The following is a 16,984-nucleotide window of genomic DNA, read 5'->3' on the forward strand; positions in this document are numbered from 1 at the left end:
CGACCCCGACCCTCCGACCGCGAAACGGTTGCCCTTCGAGAAGACCAGTCCGGGATCAGTCGCAGTCGTCCCCGCTGCACGCCTCCTCGAAGAAGTCGAGATTCTCCTGCAGCGACTTCATCAGCCGGTCCCGCTCCGCCTCCTCCACCTGTACCGGCGCGACCCCCGAGGCCCCCGTCAGCCGCCGGAAGCCGCCCCGGCTCTCCAGCCGCCCGTGCAGCCGTACCGGCAGTCCCACGAGGTGGGCGTGGCCCGCGATGCGGTAGTCCTCCTCGTCCAGCGTGATCCGGACGTGCGGGACCTCGGCTCCCGCGATCACGCGCAGTCGTACGCTGCCCTCGCCGCGCGTTCCCGACCTGCGCATCCGCACCACGGTGCCGGTGATCCGGACGGGCACGGACGGCTCCTCGCGCAGATAGCGGGCCCCGGCCTCGCGCAGCGCCGGCAGGTCGCCGGGCGAGAACTCGACGGGCTCGGCGGTGGCCGCGCAGCCCTCGGGAACGCCGGCGGCCGGCGCCCACTCCACCCCGATCCTGGCCCCCTCGGTGCCGCGCACCAGGGAGATCAACGCTTCGGTCAGCTCCCGGCTCACACCCGCCTCGACGGCGCCTTCGAAGGCGTCCATGCCACCGGTGGCCCGCTGGTAGTCGATGGCCTCGCGGGCTGCGTACAGGGCCTGGTGGAGGCGTACGGCGAGCGGCCGTCCGGTACCCACGGGAACGAACGCGGTGAGCCGGCCGTCACCGGCCGCGGGTCCGACGAGGACACTCTCCAGCAGCGCAGCGGCGGCCCGGCGGTGCCGTACGCCGTAATAGCCCGCACGTGCGCGCGTGGCGAGCGCCGCGGCGAGCAGCATCTGGCGGGCGGCGCCGCGCAGTTGTTCCTCGACGGTCCAGGGCGCGGAGTCGGCCGGTCCGGTCGGTGCGTCCCGCCACCAGCGGATCTCGTCACTGGGCACGGCGAGTCCGACCAGTACCTCGCGCGCGGAGGGCGTGCCGCTGCGGGTCAGAGCGAGCAGCGCCTCGCCGAGCAGGTCGTCGCTGTCGGGGAAGGCGCGGCTCTCGGGCACGAGCAGGCTCGTCCCGCCGCCTCCGGGGCCGGGCGGGGTCCAGCGGCCGTACCGTCCGGCGGCTCCGCCGCGGCGCTGCCAGCCGTGCCGGTGCAGCAGGGCGCTGAGGACGGCGGGGTCGACCTGGCCGGGCTCGGGAGAACGGTGCCAGGCGGCCGCGGCGATGTCGTCCGGGTGCGGCCTCACCGGCCGGGCCGGCTCCTCGAGGGGGCGGTGCGTCATGGTCTGCCTCCCGACCCGACCCGCGTCATGATCTCGCACAGCGCGCGGTCGTCGAAGATGCGTGAGGTCGGTATCCGCACGGTGGTCCGGGTCCGGCCGGTGACCGCCTGCCCGGCGAGGTTGACCCAGTAGCAGCAGTGCCGCAGGTCGAGGCGGTCGTGGCTGGCCCGAAGCCACTCGTCCTGCGATCTCGGGACGAGCATCACGACCAGGATCTTGTGCACCGAGACGGGCGTGCGCGCGAGTTTGCGCAGGTGGTCGTTGTCGAGCGTGAAGGAGAAGGAGCGGCCCGGTGGGTTCGGCGGGACCTGGTAGGTGCACTTCAGCTGCACCTTGATGGTCACCTCGTCGTCGACGGTGTGCCCGGGTGAACCGTGACTGACGTGCCAGTCGATGCCGTTGTCCGGAAAGGGCTGTGACAGCGAGCAGCCGGCCGCCGCGGCGACGGCGTGCAGATAGCCCACCTGCAGTGTCTCCATGCACGCGGTGGTGGCGAGTGTGCCGCGAAGGGGCCCCGTGCGTTCGGGCAGCAGCCCGCCCCGCTCGGGCTGCGCTATCGCCATGACCAAACAGCCTTCCAAGCCAAGTGAATCCCCGTATCGGGCCGCTGAACTGCAAAGACCCGTACTCCTGTTGTGTCCTTCCGGCGTACGGCGCAAACAGCCCGGGTATCACCAAACAGGCAGAAGACGGGACGTCAGCTGCCGTGGGTGAACGAGGAGTTGTGTTGGCATGACGTGCTGGTACGAGGGGCCCTTGGCCGCTTTCGACACCGAGACCACGGGCGTTGACGTCGAGACCGACCGGATCGTGTCGGCCGCCGTCGTCGTCCAGGACGCCCCGGGCGCACGGCCCCGGGTGTCCCGTTGGCTGGTCAACCCGGGTGTGCCCGTCCCCGAAGGGGCGACGGCGGTGCACGGGCTGACGGACGAACACCTGCAGCGCAACGGCCGCTGGCCGGCGCCGGTGGTGTACGAGATAGCGGAGGCGCTGGCCGAGCAGGCGGCGATGGCCCGCCCGCTGGTCGTGATGAACGCGCCCTTCGATCTGACGCTCCTGGACCGCGAGTTGCGCCGCCATCGCGCCTCGCCGCTCGACCGCTGGTTCGAGGCGTCGACGCTGCGCGTGCTCGACCCGCGCGTCCTCGACAAGCACCTTGACCGCTACCGCAAGGGCCGCCGCACCCTGACCGACCTGTGCGCGCACTACGGCGTCACCCTGGAGGGCGCGCACGACGCGGCCGCGGACGCTCTGGCCGCGCTGGACGTCGTACGGGCCCTCGGGCGCCGTTTCGCCACCCGGCTGGAACGTCTCTCTCCCGCCGAACTGCACACCCTGCAGACGACGTGGCACGCCGCCCAGGCCCGCGGACTGCAGGCGTGGTTCGCCAAGAGCGGCACGCCGGAGGTGGTGAACACCGCGTGGCCCCTGCGACCGGACCTGCCCGCGGCAGCGTGACGAAAGCCGGCGCAGAACACAAAAAGAGCGACGTGGTCCGCGTATTCTGCGGACCTACGTCGCTCTCCCGGGTGTGGGCGATACTGGGTTCGAACCAGTGACCTCTTCGGTGTGAACGAAGCGCTCTCCCACTGAGCTAATCGCCCGGGAACGGACTGAACAATACAGGTCCCCGCGGGCTTCGTTCAAACCGCTCGAAGGTGGGCGGCCAGCCCTCGCCGTCCGGCCCGCATCATCAGCCGGTGATTGACGCGGAACACCGGCCTCCCCGGTACGGCCAGCCGCCGCAGCAGCGGCTTGTGCACGTCGACGACCTGCTCGTAGCGGGCGAGGGTGCCGGTGCCGGCCGCGGTGATCGTCCAGCGCGCCCAGCCCTCGATGTCGCCGGACATGGCGATCTCCAGGACCCCCGCGGCGGGATCGCGGCGCGTCTCACGGGCGGTGAAGCGCAGGTCGTACGGGAGGAGGGACCGGATCCGGATGACGCCGGTGGTGTCGTCGAGCCGGATCACCTCCCGCACCTGGGGCCACCACCGGGGGTACTCCTCGGCCCGCTCCAGTGCCTCGTACACGGTGGCGGGCGGCGCCGGCAGGGCCCATCGGCTGCGGAAGCGGTAGTGCGTCCAGTCCATGGGGGGAGTGTGCCCGTGCGCAGGGCGTTTGCGCGGGATCTGAGTACCGTCTGAGTACCCGCGCTCATGTCGTACGACGTGACGCCGACCACACTCCGTGGCATGACGCATGTTCCGCCCCCGGCCGAGGAGTTGCGGCTCCTGGATGCCGAGCTCTGGCAACTCGACGCCCGCAGGGCGCAGTTGCTGCATCGCCGTGCCTGGTTGGTCGCCGCGCTCCAGCCGGAGCGCCCGGCCGGCCCGGTGCCGCCGTCACCTGTCGGGCCGTCCCGCCCGGAGGCCACGGCGCCCGGCGTGCAGAACGTGCTCCTCCTGCTCGGCGGCGTCCTGCTCACCGTCGCGGCGATGGTGTTCACGCTGGTCAGCTGGGGGCACATGGGGATCGCGGGGCGGGCGCTCGTCCTCGGCGCGATCACGTTGGCGGCGCTCGGCGCGCCGGTGCTCCTGCTGAAGCGCGGACTGCGTTCGACGGCCGAGTCGGTGGCCGGTCTGGCGCTGGCTCTGACGGTGCTTGACGCGTACGCCGTACACCAGGTCGCCTTCGCGGGGACCGGGGGCGCGGGGTACACGGCGGTCGCCGCGGTGCTGCTGGCAGGGCTCTGGGCGGCCTACGGCCTGCTGCCGCGGGCGACCGAGCTGCGTCTGCCCCTGCCCGCCACGCTGGCCGCGGCCCAACTCCCGCTGCTCTGCTGGGCGGTCTCGGCCACGTCGGGTCCGTACTGGATCACGGCCGCGCTGCTGGTGACGGCCGGGCTCGACACAGGCGTGACGCTCCGCGTGACCACCACGACGGTACGCGTCCTTGCCGCCCTCGGTGCCTACGGCGCCGGTGCCTGGGGCGCGTTGGCGGCCGGCTGGCTCTCCTGCGACGCGGCCGGCCCGAGCGCCGCCGCCCGTGCGGCGGCGCTCCTCCTCCTCGCCGCGGCGATCGCACTGGGCGCCGCCCGGCAGCTGCCGAATCCGGCCGCGGCGACGGGCAACGCGATGGCGGGCGGTCTGCTCCTGGTCGCGGCGGGCGGTGGCGTGCTGCGGGCGGCACTGCCCGGAGGGTGGACCGTGCCGGGGTATCTGGCCTGCGGTGTCGCACTGTTGGCGGTGGCGCGGGTGCGGCTTCCGGAGCCCGTACGGCGTGGTGTCGTCCGGGCCTCCGGTGCCGTGCAGGCGGCCGCCGTCGCCTGCGCCGTGCCGCTGGTCCTGGTCGCGCTGCCCGGTCCGCTGGGCTGGGCGGCCGAGCCGTGGTCCGGTGCGCCGTCGGACGCGCGTGCCGCGGTGACCGTCCACATGCCGTGGCCGCCCTACCCGGGCCAGCTGCTCCTCGGCCCGATGGCCGTCGCCGTGCTCGCCCTCCTGGTCCGCGGCGAGGCCCGTCGGCCATGGGCGTCGACCGGCGCGGCCTGCCTCGCCTGGGTCACCGTCATGACCGCGCCGGCCGTGCTCCGACTCCCCTACTCCGCGGCCCTGTTGCTACAGGGGGCGGCGACCGCCGCGGCCCTCGCGGGGGCAGCCTTCCTCGTTCTGCCGAGGACAGCCACCGCTCTCGCCCTGATCAGCTCCGTCTTCCTCACCTTCCTCTCGCTGCCTTCCCAGACGGCGACGCTCACGGTGCTGTCGGTCCTGACGGCCCTGTTCGCGGCCGCCTCGCAGCGGCCGCACCTCACGCCCGTCACCGCACCGGCCGGGCTCGTGTACGCCGCCGCGCTCGCGTGCGCGACAGGTGCGGCGGCGGGCTGGCAGGCCCAGCACACGGCGCTGCTGGTCCTGGCGGTCCCGGTGGCCGCGGCCCTGCTCGCCGCGCGCCTGGGCGAAACCCGCGCGCGCGTGCCGGTCGAAGCGACCGGAGCGACCGCCGCTCTGCTCGCCATCGGCCTCACGACCGCCGCCCCGCAGATGCTCGCCCTGGTGCTGGCACTGTGCGCAGTGATCGCGGCCGGCACGGCCGTACGCTCTGAGCGCAGGCCGGTCGGCTACGCGGCGGCCGTACTGTTCCTGCTGGCCACATGGGTACGCCTGGCCGCCTGGGATGTCGGCACCGTGGAGGCGTACACGCTCCCGGTCACCGTCACGGCGCTGTGCGTCGGCGTGTGGCGCAGGTCCCGCGATCCGCTGGCGTCGTCCTGGACGGCGTACGGCGCCGGTCTCGCCGCCACTCTGCTGCCGAGCCTCGCCGCGGCCTGGAACGACCCGCACGGGACGCGCCCGCTGCTGCTGGGCTCGGCGGCCCTGCTGATCACCCTGCTGGGCGCCCGCCATCGCCTCCAGGCACCCCTCGTACTCGGCGGTTCGGTGCTGGTCCTGGACGCACTGCACGAACTCGCCCCGTATCTGGCCCAGTGGGCGGGCGCACTCCCCCGCTGGGTACCGCCCGCCCTGGCCGGCCTGCTCCTGCTCGCCCTGGGCGCAACATACGAACGCCGCCTGCGAGATGCCCGGCGGGTACGGAACCTCCTGACGAACATGCACTGAAGCGCCCCGAAAGGGCGCGGGGAACCGCGCGACCAGCCACGACCGAGCGGCAGACGAAAGCACGCGCGGTTCCCCGGCTCTCCCGGCGGAGCGTCACGGCATCCTGTCGCCCAACAGCGCCAGGTTCTCGATCGCGGCGAGGCCGTACAACGCGGTGTCGTTCGAGGACACCCACGCGGCCTCACTCCCCGCGACCAGTGTGACCGGCCCGCTCAGCTTCTCCGTCTTCCACGGCGACGACTCCTTGTAGCCGTCGGAGTCGTAGAACTTCGTCCAGGCACGCTTGGCAAGGGTCTCGTCGCCGGTCCGGACGGCGGCGTACGCATCGAGGCGCGAGTGGCCCTGGAAGAGCAGCAGAGTGCCGAAGTTGAGGCCGTAGCGTGCCGCCTGTTCGGCCTTGGTGGCGTTGAAGTAGCGGCAGTAGTCGAAGTAGGCCTCGTTGAACCTCGGCATGTCGACCAGGTCGATCAGCTCGGCGCACAGCTCGTTGAGACCGAAGACGGCCGAGAGGTGGGAGACGCTGACCACGGGTTTGGCGGCGACGGCGAACTTGCCGGTGTCGAGGTCGTACAGCCCGCTGCCCTGGACGAAGCCGTTGGGCTGGGCGGCGATGCCCTCCATCGTCGACAGGACGCGCGCCCTGGCCTTCTCCCACTTGGGGCCCTTGCGTTCCCACTCGGTCAGCCACGCCGACACCAGGCCGCTCCAGTCGGTGCCGAAGCCGACCGACAGGGCGTGCCGGTCGGGCGTGTAGGGGTCGGTGCGCACCTTGCGCTGCGGGTCCAGGACCAGGAAGGTCTCGTCGGAGTCGACGTTGGCGTGCATGAGGTCGCCGACGCGTTCGTCGGCGGTGAGGAAGTAGTAGTAGCGCCGGTAGGTGGTGTTGGCGATGCGCTGCTGCTTGGCGCTGTCGGCGTAGTGCTGCACACCGTGCCGGGTGCCGAGGCCGGCCCAGTCGCCCAGGTGGTACACGTCGACCTCGCCCGTGTGCCGGGTCAGCGCCTCGGCGAAGCGGAAGATGTCCGAACGGCCCGAGCGGATGTACGCGAACCAGAGCCAGAGATCCGGCGACAGCTCGGAGTTGTCCCACGCGTAGCCGCCGATGTCGTATCGCCACTGGTGGCGCACGGTGTCGTACGAGTGCATGAAGTCGCCGTAGTCCCAGAAGCCGTACCAACGGCGCTGCTCCACCTGGTCCTTGTAATAGGTGAAGAGGAAGTCGAGGTGGTCCTCGATCCTCGCCTTGGCGGCCGTGGAGCGGTCGGGCTCGGAGTACAGCCCCGGTCCGAACACCTTGGCCTTGATGAGCTGCCTGGGCGGGGCGGCAAGCTGCGGCAGCACCCGTACGGCTTCGGCCTGTTCGGCGAGCTTCTCGGCGGCCGGTGTCGACTCGTTGGCCCAGAAGAGGAGTTCGGAGGTGCGGGCGATGCCGTAGGGGGTGCCGAACTTCGGCTCGTAGTCCTCGTAGGTGATCTCAAGGCCTTCGAGCTGCTTCGCGTACGTGTCCTGCCCCATGCCGTCGTGATAGAAGCGCAGGTCCATGGGCTGCGCCTCGGGCGACCAGAGCCAGAGGGTGACCTCGGCCTCGTCGGTGTGGGCGTCGCGGATGTCGAGCTGCGCGGGGTGCTTCTCCCAGAAGTCCCGCAGGCCGAAGGAGAATCCGCCGCTGACGCCGCCGACGTAGCCGAAGCCGGAGGCCCGTCTGCCGCCGCCCGCGCCGATCCAGCCGTACCCCTTCCTGGTCCGCTTGCGCAGCGTGAAGCCGTCGGCGGAGAGCTGGGCGAGGGTGTAGTCGCCCCACTCCGGGATGTACTGCAGCCGGGACGTCACCCGCTGGTCCCACGTCGACGGATCGGGCAGCTTCTGCCCCGCGTACTGGGCCGCCTGCACGGCCGCACCCGGGTCGCGGCGCAGCCCGGTGATGCCCTTCACGGCCTCCCGCAGCAGACCGGTGCCCTCGCCGCCGATCCTGACATGCCGGTCGTACGACTCGTCCCGCATCGGCACGGTGAAGCGCACGCCCAGCCCACGGATGAAGTCGCCGCTCGCCCTGCCCGGCTCCTGTGTGCCGTCGTAGGTGATGGTGTGCACCATGCGGAAGGAGTCGGCACCGGCGTAGAGGTACAACCGGATGGAGAACGGCAGCCAACTGCGGCCGCCCCTGCGGTGCTTGCCGTCGATACGGACGACGGCGCGGACGGGCCCTTCCTGCTCGACCGTCACCGCCCCGATCTCCCCGTCGAAGCGCTCGGTCTTCACCGTGCCCTGGTCCTCGTCCTCGATCTCGGGCTGGCGGATGAGGACGAGCCGGCCGTTCTTGGCGATCTCCGTCGACCCACGGGTGACGGACCTGATGATCGTGGACCCGTTCCTGCCGATCTTCACGGTGATGACGCCGGTCGAGATGTCGATGGTGCCGCCGCTCTTGTGGACGGTGACCTTCTGGGCGGGGGCGGCCGCGTCGCCGGCTGCGAGGGTGAGCTTTCCGGAGCCCGAACTCAGGGCGTGGGCCGACCACTTGAGGGATCCGTCCGGCCAGTACGCGATCGGCCAGGACTGCACGGGCACGGCCTTGCCGTCCGCGTCCGTGACCGCGAAGGTCTGGTCGGGCTGATGGGCGCCCTTCGGCCAGGGCACACCGACCGTCGAGCCGGGGGCCGCGCCCAGACCGCCGTCCTCCAGCCAGTCCAGGGTCACCGGATCGGCATCGGCGGCGGCACCGGCTCTGGGCGAGGCCTGCGCGTCCTTGGCTCCTGGCGCCCAGCTGAACTGCGCGGCGGCTCCGGCGAGGGCGGCCGCCCAGAGAAGGGACCTGCGGGGGATGGGAGACATGAGAGTTCAGCCTTTCCTTTCCGTCGGGAGGTCGTTCCGTTCAAGGCGCAACTGGTGCAGCTGGCGTGACTCCTCCGGTTCGTCAGGGGCATGACAGTGAGACGGGTGGCGTCCGGCGCCGGCCCGGTGCGAGAGGCACCGCCCGTCAGCGACGCCGGTACCGCTCCTCGACGGCGACGGCGGCCGCCGCGACGGCCCCCAGGACAGGGACCGCGAGCGGCGCGATGAGCAGGGCGGAACAGACGACGAGGACCACTCCGCCCACGAGCAGGAAGGATCCTGCGGGGTCGAGGACGGTACGCCGGGCGGCGGCCGCGAGCAGCACGCGCCAGCTCTCGCCCGGCTCCCAGACCGCCGTCGCACGCAGCCCGGCCACGGCGGCACCGATCAGCGCGAACAGACCGCCGGCCCCGACGAGCGGCCCGCCCGGCAGCCCGGCGCGCACGGCCTGGACGTCCACCCAGACCAGTCCGGCCGCGACCCACCCGGCGAGCCCGACGGCCCACCCGCGCCGCAGGGCCGTACGGAAGTCACCGACGAACTCCCGTCGGCCGCCGCCCTCATGGGTCGCACAGCGGCGCAGATGCCGCGCCCCTGCGGCGAAGGCGGCGGCATAGGTCACCACCCCCACGGAGGCCACCGCGATCCACACGCCGGTGAGCAGACACTCGGCGAAGACACCGAACCGCTCCGCGAACACCGACTCCTTGCGTGCCTTCACCCGCACTTCGGCCATGGTGACCGCCTCAGCCCTTCAGCCCGGAGGTCGCCATGCCGTCGATCAGGTAGCGCTGGAAGGCGAGGAAGAAGAGGAGCACGGGGAGGAGCGCGACCAGCGACATCGCGATGAGACCGCCGTAGTTGGCTGCGACGCCGTCGGAGTCACGGAACATCATCATGCCCAGCGAGACAGTGTACTTGCCGGGCTCATTGAGGTAGATCAGCGGACCCATGAAGTCGTTCCAGGCGTTGATGAAGGTGAAGATCGCGCTGGTGATGAGCGCGGGCCGGCACAGCGGCAGCACGATCGACCAGTAGATGCGCAGATGCCCGCAGCCGTCGATGCGGGCGGCCTCGTCCAGCTCCCGGGGCAGATTCCGCATGAACTGCACCATCAGGAAGACGAAGAAGGCCTCCGTGGCCAGGTACTTGCCGAGCAGCAGCGGAACGTAGGTGTTGATCAGCTGCAGCTTCTGGAACATGACGTACTGCGGGATGAGCAGCACGTGGTACGGCAGCAGGAGAGTGCCGATCATCAGGGAGAACAGCAGATTGCGGCCCGCGAACCTGATCTTGGCGAAGGCGTACGCCGTGAGCGAGCAGGAGATGAGGATGCCGACGACGGCACCGCCCGCGTAGAGGAGGGAGTTCTGGAAGAAGGTCCAGATCGAGATGTCGGCGATGCCGTCGGCCAGGCCCTTGAAGTTCTCGAGTATGGGATGGGCCGGGAACAGCCGCAGGCTGTTGATGATGTCCTTGCTCGGCTTGAACGACGCCCCGATCACCCAGACGACGGGATAGAGGACGACCGCGAGGACCAGCAGCGAGCCGAGGTGCCAGGCGAGGGAACCGGCGCGCTTGCGGCCGGGACCGGCAGGCTGTTTCGGGGTGGCGGGAGTGGTGGCCGGTGTGGTGGCGCTCATCGGGCGTCCTCTGTGTTGTTCTCGTAGTGCACCCATTTCTTCTGCGACCAGAACAGGACGGCGGTCACCAGCGCCACGGCGAGCAGCAGCATCCAGGCCATCGCGGAGGCGAAGCCCATCTGGGCGTTCCTGAAGCCCTGCTGGTACAGGTAGCAGGTGTAGACGAGCGTGGCGTCGGCCGGGCCGCAGTACGTGTTGGAGACGACGTAGGCCGAGCCGAAGATCTGGAACGAGTGAATGGTCTCCAGCAGGACGTTGAAGAACAGCACCGGTGAGATCATCGGCAGCGTGATGTTCCAGAAGCGGCGCAGCGGACCGGCGCCGTCCATGGCGGCGGCCTCGTACAACTCCTTCGGCACCTGCTTGAGACCGGCGAGGAAGATGACCATGGGCGCACCGAACTGCCAGACGGTGAGCGCGACCAGGCAGTAGAGGATCCAGTCGGGGTTGCCGACCCAGCCGCCGACATGGAAGCCGAGGACCGACATCGTACGGTCGACGACGGCGTTGTCGGAGAACAGCGACCGCCAGACGAAGGCGACGGAGACACTCGCGCCGATGAGCGAGGGGGCGTAGAACGCGGCCCGGTAGAAGGCCTGTCCGCGCCGGCTCTGAGCGAGCAGGAGGGCGACCCCGAGGGCGAGCAGCAGCTTCAGGGGCGTGCCGATGATGACGTACTTCGCCGTCACCTCGACCGACTTCTGCCACCGTGGATCGTCGAACATCTTGGTGAAGTTGTCGAAGCCGATCCACTTGGGGCTGTTGAAGAGGTTGTAGTCCGTGAACGCGAAATAGAGCGAGGCGACCATCGGGCCCGCGGTCAGGAGCACGAAGCCCGCGATCCACGGGGACATGAAGAGATAGCCGGCGAGGTTCTCCCGGCGCCCCCGCCGTCTGACGGCGGCGGGTGCGGCGGGACGGGCCTTCCGGGTGGCGGGCGGTGAGTCCTTGACGAGCGTCACGGTGCTTCCCCATCGGTTCCGGTCGGTCAGGTCCACTCAGGCCTGGAAGGCGGCCTGCGACTCGTCGAAGAACTGCTTCACCGCGGCCGAGGTCCTGACCTTGCCCAGGCCGAGGTCTCCGCCGATGCGCAGGAAAGCGGCCTCGATGGTGTCGGCGCCGGAGGGGTGCGGGGTGATCGTGCCGAGGACGCCGGCCTTGGCGGTGTCCGCCTCGTACTGGGCGATCTCCTTGTTGACCGCGTCGGCCGGCTTGAAGGCGTCGTACTGCTCGGTGGCGGCGAGGATGCCCCGGTCGTAGCCCATGATCTTGCCGACCTCGGGGTCGTGGACCATGAAGTTGATGAACTGGGCGACTTCCTTGGGGTGCGAGGTCCGCGCGGAGGCACTCAGCATCAGGGACGCGAGGTACTGCCCGGTGTCCTTGCCGTTCATGGTGGGGATGGGCGCGAGGCCGTAGTCGCTGTCGCCCTCGGCCGTGTAGCGGACGGTGAAGTTGTCCCAGGTGAATTCCGAGGCTCCGTGCCCGGCGGAGAGCGAGGACTTGGGGCGGTCCTGCGCGACGGTCTTCGGGCTGGTGATGATGCCGGCCTTCGTCCGGTTGTAGCCGTCCTGCCACCACTCCGTCAGATCGGCCCGGTCGAAGCCGAGTCCGTCCTTGGTGTAGAACGCCTTTCCGTTCTGCCGCAGGTACAGGTCGTACAGGTACATGATGCTGAAGTAGCCGGTGTCGCCGGGCACCTTGGTCCTGTCATGGATGGTCTTGAGGGCCTTGAAGTAGTCGTCCCAGGTCCAGCCCGTCTCCGGCTCGACGCCCGCTTTACGGAAGACCTTCTTGTCGATGACCAGTGCCATGGTGTTGGAGCCGACGGGGACGCCGAGCTGCTTGCCGTCGACCTCGCCGACCTTGGTGACGCCCGCACGGAAGTTGTCCAGGCTCAGGTTCCCCGCGTCGATCTGGGACCTGAGGTCGAGCAGGACGCTTCTCTTGTCGTACTTCCGAAGGAATGTGACGGCGTTTTGGAAAACGTCCGGGGGATTTCCACCGGCCGCCTGCGTCTGGAACTTCTCCCAGAAAGAGACGTAGTCCTGGAAGTCCGTCTTCACCTTGATCTTCGGATACTTCTTCTCGAAGAGCCTGATGGTCTGGTTGATCTTCTTGGCCCGCTCGTCGGCCCCCCACCACGAGTAACGGATCGTCACCGTCCCATCGGCGGAGGTGCCGCTGTCGCCGCCGCAGCCCGTCGTCGCGGCCAGCCCCAGCGTGGCCGCCGATGCCCCGGCCGCCTTCAGAACCGTACGCCTCTCAACATTCCTGCTGGTTCCCACAGTCGGGCCCTCCCCGGCGTCGTTGGTGCCTGCATGAATCGTTTCAAGTAAGCGCTTGCTGGCACAAGCTACGGAGGGCCTCGGGGTGCGTCAATGATTCGGACAGGAATTTATCGCGGGCCGGCCTGGCGAGCTGACGGCAACTCAGGGACAGAGCTCGCCGCAGGAGGGGCATCGCCGCAGGTGAGGCGTGCGCGATCGACAGGCCGAACATCAACTGGCCCTGCGCACGCGGACGTTGCCGGCCGGGACCAACCGGAGCGCGGTGGCTCACCAGGAGGGGGTTCACACGACTGCGACAGGCCTGTTTCACACGGCGACGGCCCGCCTGTTCACACGGCCACAGCGCGCCTGTTCACACGGCGACAGCGCGCCTGCTCATACGACGACAGCGCGCCTGCTCATACGACGACGGCCCGCCTGCTCTCGCAGACGGGCCGTCGATCCGGGTGGGCGATACTGGGTTCGAACCAGTGACCTCTTCGGTGTGAACGAAGCGCTCTCCCACTGAGCTAATCGCCCGGACGCAGGGAGAACATTACCCCATGTCAGGGGGTGCCTGTGACAGCGCGAACCCTCGCCGGCGGGCCCTCGCGCCGCTCCCGCGAATCACTGGTCCTTGATCTTCCAGGGCATCACGAGGCCGAACTTCCAGAGGTAGACGCCGGCCAAGGCGGCCACGATCACGAGGCCGATCGCCGTCAGCGTGATGTTGCGGCGCCGAACCTCCGGATCGAGGGCTCGCTGGGCTGCCTCGGTGACCTTTCGTTTCGTCCAGCGGAGGACCAGCTGGGCCCAGACGAACTCGGTCGCCCAGATGGCCATGCCACCGAAGATCACGACCCAGCCGGGACCGGGCAGCGGCAGCATGACGATGCCGGCGGCCACGACCGCGAGTCCGATGACGAAGACGCCGACCTGCCAGCTCAGATGCAGCGCGCGACGCCTCTTGACGAATGCCGGCGCCTTGGAACCGAGCCCCTGCTCGTCCCTCGCTCCGTCCGGCTGCGCCTCGTCCGATGCCACGGCGACCTCGCCCGGCTGGTCACTCCCCGTATCCATACAGCCAAACTTTACCTTGGTTTACGGAGCGGAAACCAGTCACCGGAATGGCCGAACCTCGCGAACGGGCTCTCGGCCGGAAGAGTTACGTAAAGGCACGCAAAACACTCAGAGGGGTTTACAACGGCACCGTAGGTGGCATGTCGATTTCGCCGACGTGCGAATCCCCGAGCGCACACTGAGCGAAAGGCCCTGGCGCTTATGAACACCACGGTCAGCTGCGAGCTGCACCTGCGCCTCGTTGTGTCGAGCGAGTCCTCCCTGCCTGTCCCCGCAGGCCTGCGGTACGACACGGCCGACCCCTACGCCGTGCACGCCACCTTCCACACCGGAGCCGAGGAGACCGTCGAGTGGGTGTTCGCACGCGACCTCCTCGCGGAAGGCCTCCACCGGCCCACCGGCACCGGCGACGTCCGCGTCTGGCCGTCGCGCAGCCACGGTCAGGGCGTCGTGTGCATCGCCCTGAGCTCTCCGGAGGGCGAGGCATTGCTGGAAGCCCCGGCGCGGGCTCTGGAGTCCTTCCTGAAGCGAACCGACGCCGCCGTGCCTCCCGGCACGGAGCACCGGCATTTCGATCTCGATCAGGAGCTCTCGCACATCCTGGCGGAAAGCTAGGGCGAGGCACCACGAAGCCGCCCGGCGCCGTCGACTCGGGGAGACGGCTCGGGCCAGGACAACTGCATACGGTAGCCACCAGCGCCGTCACCACGATCTCCGTCGTGGGGCGGCGCCGGTGTCCGTACCGGGGACCGTGGGAGCCGTACCGGCGGCACAGCCGCCCGCAGCCGGGCGCAAGCCACTACCATCGGCCAGCATGGGACGGGCGTCCGCCCGACCTCCAGGGCCAGGGAGCGAAACGTGCTGATCACCCACGACACCCGGTGCGCGCTCGACACCGTGGTGGATCTGGTGAACACCGCACCGGAGGACGGCGCGACGCCGGACGGGCTGCCCGGCCTCGCGGCTCTCGAGGAGTTCGTGCAAAACCACGAAATCAGCGATGTCGGGGCGCTCTCGGAGTTCGACCTGTCCGCCGTGCGGAAGATCCGCGGGCGGTTCGCCTCGGTCTTCGCGGCGCCGGACGCCCGGACCGCCGCCGTGGTGATCAACGAGCTGGTCGCCGCCGCGGGCACCACTCCCCGCCTCACGGATCACGACGGCTACGACTGGCATGTGCACTACTTCGCGCCCGGCGCCTCCGTCGCCGACCACCTGGCGGCCGACTGCGGGATGGCACTGGCGTTCTTCGTCGTGGCGGGCGAGCAGGAGCGGTTGCGCCGCTGTGAGGCCCCCGACTGCCGGCGCGCGTTCGTCGACCTCTCCCGCAACCGCTCGCGGCGGTACTGCGACAGCCGGACCTGTGGGAACCGTCTGCATGTGGCGGCGTACCGGGCACGGCGCAAGGAGGCGGCGGGCTGACGCCCGGACCGGAGAGTGGTGTCGACGTGGTCCCCGGCGGGTGACGCCGGGGACCACGGGTACGGCTCACAGCATCAGCAGGTCGTGCAACGAGGCCATGAGCAGCAGACACCCGATCACCGCAAGGAAGATCATCAGCGGTGGCTGGGAAAGGGCGAAGAGGCATCCGCGCGCCTCGTCCTTCGGCGGCGCGGTATCGCCGTGTTTCGTGTCCAGCATCTCGCGGCGATGATGACGCAGACAGCACGTCCGGCGCGATCAACACGCCCGGATTGAGCGCCTGTTCGCCGAATTACGTGAAGTCCGCTTCCGGTCGTGATCGCTTCGCGGCACAGCCTTGATCCACTGTGTCGTTTCAGTCGTCACGCCAGCCGTCATGCCGGTGGTCATGCGCAGGTCATATGCCGTGCTTCTTCAGGATGGCCTCGATGTCGCTGAAGTCGTCCGCGGCCCCGGTGCGCGGCGTGGTCGCGGGCCGGGACGCCGCACGGGCCCCCGGGCCGATGGAGGGCGCCGAAGCCGTCGGGGCGACCGCCTCGCTCCGCTCCGCCGTCCGGGCCTCCCTGCGCTGTTTGCGGGTGCCACCACGGCGGCGCTCCACCGCGCGGGTGGTGGAGAACAGCAGCCAGGCGGCGCCGAGCACGCCGAACCCCGCCCAGGCCGTCGGGCTGAAGGCGGTGTCCGCCAGCCACTGCACGGTGCCCGTCATCACCAGACCGATGGGCACGAGCGAGTAGGCGGCGATACGCGCGGCCGAGAGGAAACGCTTGCGGTACGCGGTGACCGCCGCGATGCCCAGGCCGGCCGCGGACAGGGCGGAACAGACTGTCTCGGCAATCATCCGGTCCTCCAGGCAGGGCTCAGTCGGTCACGGGACACTTCGTCCCTTCCATCGTGCACCGCCCGGCCCCCGCGCGGCCATGGTCCGGGCGGACATCAGGGACATCTCCGGGTCGGATCCTCCGCAGGTGCCGGTCCCGGACACTCCCCCGGGTGTGGATCAGGAGCGTGGATCAGGGGAAGACCAGTGGCGGATCGGCATCGTGGGTGAAGCGGATCGCCACATTGGTGAAGCGGATCGAGGTCGCGGGTGAAGGTGGGCGTGGCCGGGCGTGGCCGGGCGGCCAGGGGGCGGGTGGATGAGGCGGCCCGGCCTGGATCGGGCGGCCGGGCCCGCATGAGCCGGCCCGGCCCGGATGAGGCAGCCGGGAGCGGTTCGGGCGGCCTGGCCTGGATTGGGACGACCGTGACCGAGCTGGGAGACTGGCGTCATGAGCGACTCCTCCCCCGTGCCTCCCGCCGCGCCCGTCCTCGACGTGTGGTGCGAACTCCAGTGCTCCGACTGCCGTAGCGCCCTCGACGACCTGCGCGCCCTGCGCGCCCGCTACGGCGACCGGCTGGAGCTGCGGCTGCGGCACTTCCCGCTGGAGAAGCACCGGCACGCGTTCGCCGGCGCGCAGGCCGCCGAGGAGGCCGTCGAACAGGGGAAGGGCTGGGACTACGTCGAAGCCGTGCTGGGGCGGGTCGAGGAGCTGGACCGTGACGGGGAACCCTTCCTGGTCAAAGTGGCCGGTGAACTCGGCCTGGACGCCGAGGAGTTCGACACCGCTCTGATCGACGGCCGGCACATCCTGATCGTCGACGCCGACCAGGCCGAGGGCAAGGCGATCGGCGTGACCGGGACACCGACGTATGTCATCGGCGGTGAGCGTCTGGACGGCGGCAAGAGCCAGGAGGGGCTGCGGGAGCGGATCGAGGAGATCGCAGACCGGCTGCTGGCCGAGCAGGGAGCCTGACGGCCCGGTTCCTGTCCAGTGCCCCGACAGGCAGCATCCGCCCCGCCGCGACGCCCGGCGCACTCCCCCGCTGCCTCAAGGGCGCGGGAGGTGCTCCCAC

Annotated in this window: 16 protein-coding genes and 2 tRNA genes; 5 read left to right on the forward strand and 13 right to left on the reverse strand. The window is 70.2% G+C overall.

What is annotated here, in order from left to right; translation table 11 throughout:
• Positions 1-55: 55 nt before the first annotated feature.
• Both OOK07_RS07370 and OOK07_RS07375 read right to left on the reverse strand, forming a co-directional pair.
• The gene (locus OOK07_RS07370) at positions 56-1,291 is read right to left on the reverse strand and encodes a hypothetical protein (protein WP_266795611.1); all 1,236 of its coding nucleotides are present in this window, start codon (positions 1,289-1,291) and stop codon (positions 56-58) included.
• Positions 1,288-1,854 carry a DUF4365 domain-containing protein gene (locus OOK07_RS07375; protein ID WP_266795613.1) on the reverse strand — a complete coding sequence of 189 codons (567 nt, stop codon included), beginning with the start codon at positions 1,852-1,854 and terminating at the stop codon, positions 1,288-1,290. Before OOK07_RS07375 ends, OOK07_RS07370 begins: the two co-directional genes overlap by 4 nt.
• Positions 1,855-2,023: 169 nt before the next feature.
• On the opposite strand from OOK07_RS07375, the gene OOK07_RS07380 reads away from it, so the two are divergent.
• Complete coding sequence (locus OOK07_RS07380; protein WP_266795614.1) at positions 2,024-2,749, forward strand: 3'-5' exonuclease; 726 nt, start codon at positions 2,024-2,026, stop codon at positions 2,747-2,749.
• Positions 2,750-2,823: 74 nt separating this feature from the next.
• Here OOK07_RS07380 and OOK07_RS07385 read toward each other — a convergent pair.
• Together OOK07_RS07385 and OOK07_RS07390 are read right to left on the reverse strand one after the other, a co-directional pair.
• Positions 2,824-2,895: transfer RNA gene (locus OOK07_RS07385), tRNA-Val, on the reverse strand.
• A gap of 39 nt (positions 2,896-2,934) precedes the next feature.
• Complete coding sequence (locus tag OOK07_RS07390; RefSeq protein ID WP_266795616.1) at positions 2,935-3,381, reverse strand: SRPBCC family protein; 447 nt, start codon at positions 3,379-3,381, stop codon at positions 2,935-2,937.
• Between the two features lie 66 nt (positions 3,382-3,447).
• Between OOK07_RS07390 and OOK07_RS07395 the strand changes: the two genes are divergently transcribed.
• A complete protein-coding gene (locus OOK07_RS07395; RefSeq protein ID WP_406311304.1) occupies positions 3,448-5,844 on the forward strand; it encodes an SCO7613 C-terminal domain-containing membrane protein in 2,397 nt (798 codons plus the stop codon).
• 93 nt (positions 5,845-5,937) lie between these two features.
• Here OOK07_RS07395 and OOK07_RS07400 read toward each other — a convergent pair whose 3' ends face one another.
• The 7 genes from OOK07_RS07400 to OOK07_RS07430 form a co-directional block, all read right to left on the reverse strand.
• Positions 5,938-8,676, reverse strand: coding sequence for an exo-rhamnogalacturonan lyase family protein (locus tag OOK07_RS07400; RefSeq protein ID WP_266795618.1), 2,739 nt, complete (start codon positions 8,674-8,676; stop codon positions 5,938-5,940).
• Positions 8,677-8,821: 145 nt separating this feature from the next.
• Entirely contained in the window at positions 8,822-9,412 is a 591-nt protein-coding gene (locus tag OOK07_RS07405) for a hypothetical protein (protein ID WP_266795619.1), read from the reverse strand.
• 10 nt (positions 9,413-9,422) lie between these two features.
• The gene (locus OOK07_RS07410; RefSeq protein ID WP_266678066.1) at positions 9,423-10,319 is read right to left on the reverse strand and encodes a carbohydrate ABC transporter permease; all 897 of its coding nucleotides are present in this window, start codon (positions 10,317-10,319) and stop codon (positions 9,423-9,425) included.
• On the reverse strand, positions 10,316-11,281 hold the full coding sequence (locus OOK07_RS07415) for a carbohydrate ABC transporter permease (RefSeq protein ID WP_266678068.1): 966 nt from the start codon (positions 11,279-11,281) through the stop codon (positions 10,316-10,318). The genes OOK07_RS07410 and OOK07_RS07415 overlap by 4 nt, the downstream gene beginning before the upstream one ends.
• Positions 11,282-11,317: 36 nt before the next feature.
• Entirely contained in the window at positions 11,318-12,607 is a 1,290-nt protein-coding gene (locus OOK07_RS07420; RefSeq protein ID WP_266795620.1) for an ABC transporter substrate-binding protein, read from the reverse strand.
• Between the two features lie 450 nt (positions 12,608-13,057).
• A tRNA-Val gene (locus OOK07_RS07425) sits at positions 13,058-13,129 on the reverse strand.
• A gap of 87 nt (positions 13,130-13,216) precedes the next feature.
• A complete protein-coding gene (locus tag OOK07_RS07430) occupies positions 13,217-13,669 on the reverse strand; it encodes a TIGR02611 family protein (RefSeq protein ID WP_266678072.1) in 453 nt (150 codons plus the stop codon).
• A 201-nt stretch (positions 13,670-13,870) separates the two neighbouring features.
• Here OOK07_RS07430 and OOK07_RS07435 point away from each other — a divergent pair, with 201 nt between their 5' ends.
• Together OOK07_RS07435 and OOK07_RS07440 are read left to right on the forward strand one after the other, a co-directional pair.
• Positions 13,871-14,284 (forward strand): SsgA family sporulation/cell division regulator, encoded by a 414-nt coding sequence (locus tag OOK07_RS07435; protein WP_004002642.1) that lies wholly within the window; start codon positions 13,871-13,873, stop codon positions 14,282-14,284.
• 243 nt (positions 14,285-14,527) lie between these two features.
• Entirely contained in the window at positions 14,528-15,088 is a 561-nt protein-coding gene (locus tag OOK07_RS07440; protein WP_266678074.1) for a CGNR zinc finger domain-containing protein, read from the forward strand.
• Positions 15,089-15,154: 66 nt separating this feature from the next.
• Here the strand turns inward: OOK07_RS07440 and OOK07_RS07445 are convergent, their stop codons facing one another.
• Together OOK07_RS07445 and OOK07_RS07450 are read right to left on the reverse strand one after the other, a co-directional pair.
• Complete coding sequence (locus OOK07_RS07445) at positions 15,155-15,307, reverse strand: hypothetical protein (RefSeq protein WP_266678076.1); 153 nt, start codon at positions 15,305-15,307, stop codon at positions 15,155-15,157.
• A 178-nt stretch (positions 15,308-15,485) separates the two neighbouring features.
• Positions 15,486-15,929: a hypothetical protein gene (locus OOK07_RS07450; protein ID WP_266795622.1), complete on the reverse strand. Its 444-nt coding sequence runs from the start codon at positions 15,927-15,929 to the stop codon at positions 15,486-15,488.
• Between the two features lie 430 nt (positions 15,930-16,359).
• Between OOK07_RS07450 and OOK07_RS07455 the strand changes: the two genes are divergently transcribed.
• A complete protein-coding gene (locus OOK07_RS07455; protein WP_266795624.1) occupies positions 16,360-16,884 on the forward strand; it encodes a DsbA family protein in 525 nt (174 codons plus the stop codon).
• Positions 16,885-16,984 lie beyond the last annotated feature (100 nt).

This window comes from Streptomyces sp. NBC_00078, from assembly GCF_026343335.1.
GTDB lineage: Bacteria > Actinomycetota > Actinomycetes > Streptomycetales > Streptomycetaceae > Streptomyces.